Here is a 2,394-nt window from a genome sequence, read left to right on the forward strand (position 1 = left end):
GCCACTGGGCGTGATGTGAAGATCGTATGTCCCGTGCGACGCACGTAAACGGCTGCCACAGCGAAGACAAGGAAGGCTGCAATGCCGACTAGCTGCGAGAGAAGTTCAATGTGCGGCATCGGCTGGCCTCGGCCCTAACGCGTGAACTAAGCGGCCACATCAATCGCGAAGCGATTGATTGGTCCGCTTGAGTGAGTAGTTAGGAGGCTGTTACCCCCCGAAGCATGGAGTCTACCCATGGCAGCAACAGGCAGAGTCCAGCTAGGGCAACAACAACCGGAAGACACGCAAGAACGCCCGCCTCTGGTGGCACGACACGCATTGCCGGAGAGACTGCCGCACTCGTGCGGAAGAATCGCCGAAAGAGTGCTCTCAAGAAAAGCCACAGCACACCAAGAAAGAGCATCCAGTAGAGCGCACGAGGAATCGAAGCAACCGCACTCAGAAGAATCTCTAAAGACAAGAGCAGAGCCTTTACCGCAAGCAGCGAAACAAAGGTGATCGTTCCGGCGAATCGAGGCCTCGTTGAGCCGTCCAGCAATGCCCATGCCCAAAGCGCGAGACTAGAGATTGTCGAGACTGCAAGAGCGAACGCAGCCCAGACAGCAACGTAAGCGAAGATGAGGATGAATGCCGCGCCGCCCAATCTGCCTCCTAACGATCGAACTAAGCGGCCACATCAATCGCGAAGCGATTGATTGGTCCGCTTGAGTGACTAGTTAGGCGGAAATGTGCCGGAGCGCGCCCGAGCAGGCAAGGCCGGATGGCGGTTGTTGGTGCCCGCGCCTGCCTAGGCCTGACACCGGCTACTTTGGAGCCCATCGGACTTGCGACGCGGACTGACACAGCGCGGGCGGGCTGGATGTCTCGCTGCGAGCGGTCTCGCACTTGCCGAGACCGAACTCGCCTCAGACCACCGTAGAACCGACCGCCTAACGATCGAGCTAAGCGGCCACATCAATCGCGAAGCGATTGATTGGTCCGCTTGAGTGACTAGTTAGGCGGAAATGTGCCGGAGCGCGCTCGAGCGGGCAAGGCCGGATGGTGGTGGCTAGTGCCCGCGCCTGCCTGGAACTCTCACCGGCTACTCGACGGCCCATCGGATTTGCGACGCGGAGCTACACAGCGCGGGCGGGCCGGATGTCTCGCGGCGAGGGAGTCTCGGCTCGCTGAGAACGGACTCGCCTCAGACCACCGTAGAACCAACCGCCTAACGCGTGAGCTAAGCGGCAGCATCAATCGCAAAGCGATTGATCTGTCCGCTTGAGCGAGTAGTTAGGCCCGTCACTGTGCCGGTCTATGCAGGCTGCTTGCGCAGCAAAATCGCTACAGCCGGAGGAAGGACGAGCCAGAAACCCGATGCCGGCATGAGAGCAATGCCTAGCACCGCGAGCAACAGCAAGCCCAAGCCAAGAAGCTTGGGCAAGGGTTGAGACGAGCGCTCAAGCGCGGACACGGCGATGCCGCAAAGGAAAAGAGCGGGTCCAAACAGGAAGAACCACACCGCAGCGCTCGACATTGGGTCGCCGCCCACTGCGTTGACGAAGCCTCGATCAACCAGCGCCGAGTAAACGCCTCGAAACGCGGCGATGGCAAAGAGCATGTGCAGGACGGATACACCCACCAGCCAACGACCAATCCACTGCTTCATCGCGAGAAACTCCAATTAGGGCCTAACGTTCGAGCTAAGCGGGCGACGACGGTGTGACGGCAGGCCCGCGAGGCCGATGATAAACAGCACGGCCTCGCGGGCCTGCCGGCACGCCGTTGGCGCTCCGCTTGAGCGAGGGGCTAGACCCCTTTCTTCGCCAAGTCGGGGGCGACGACTAGGAAGATCAGCCAGCCGGCAAAGGAGAGGGCGCGTTGGATACCAAAGAAACACAAGCAGTAGACGAGCCACTGACTGATGGACAGAGTTGCAATGACCATACCGGCCTGCACGATAAGCTGAAAGCTCAGCCAGACTGCAACTCCAGAGATCGGACCGACAAACCACCACTTTCGTTCAAGGGTTGACATGATGGACTCCAAGAGGTTTCAGCGATGGCCCCAAGAAACGTTGTCTTCGACGCTTCGGCGTGGATCGTAGTACATCTGGGCGTGGCATTGGAGACGGAGCTTCTTGCTTCCATTGCGAGAGCGAAGTGGCAGGACGAAGTCGACTTCCGGGTATCGAGTGCGCAGATGGCACCGGTGCCACGCGTTCTTGAAGGTATGCCTGGGTTCGAGTAGAGGGGGTCTAACGTCTGAGTTAAGCGGCAGCTCCAATCGCGAAGCGATTGGACTGTCCGCTTGAGCGAGTAGTTAGGCGAACGATGCCCGGAGCGCGGACCTGAAGCAACCCGGATGGTGAGAGCTCTTGGTTGGTGCCCGCGCCCGCCCGGAACTGCTCCC

Annotated in this window: 2 protein-coding genes; both read right to left on the reverse strand. The window is 59.9% G+C overall.

The window, feature by feature from the left end; translation table 11 throughout:
• Positions 1 to 1,297 precede the first annotated feature (1,297 nt).
• Positions 1,298 to 1,651: a DUF6463 family protein gene (locus O9255_RS13915; RefSeq protein WP_297867469.1), complete on the reverse strand. Its 354-nt coding sequence runs from the start codon at positions 1,649 to 1,651 to the stop codon at positions 1,298 to 1,300.
• A gap of 140 nt (positions 1,652 to 1,791) precedes the next feature.
• Entirely contained in the window at positions 1,792 to 2,019 is a 228-nt protein-coding gene (locus O9255_RS13920; protein WP_297867470.1) for a hypothetical protein, read from the reverse strand.
• Positions 2,020 to 2,394 lie beyond the last annotated feature (375 nt).

Source organism: Silanimonas sp. (assembly GCF_027530345.1).
GTDB lineage: Bacteria > Pseudomonadota > Gammaproteobacteria > Xanthomonadales > Xanthomonadaceae > Silanimonas.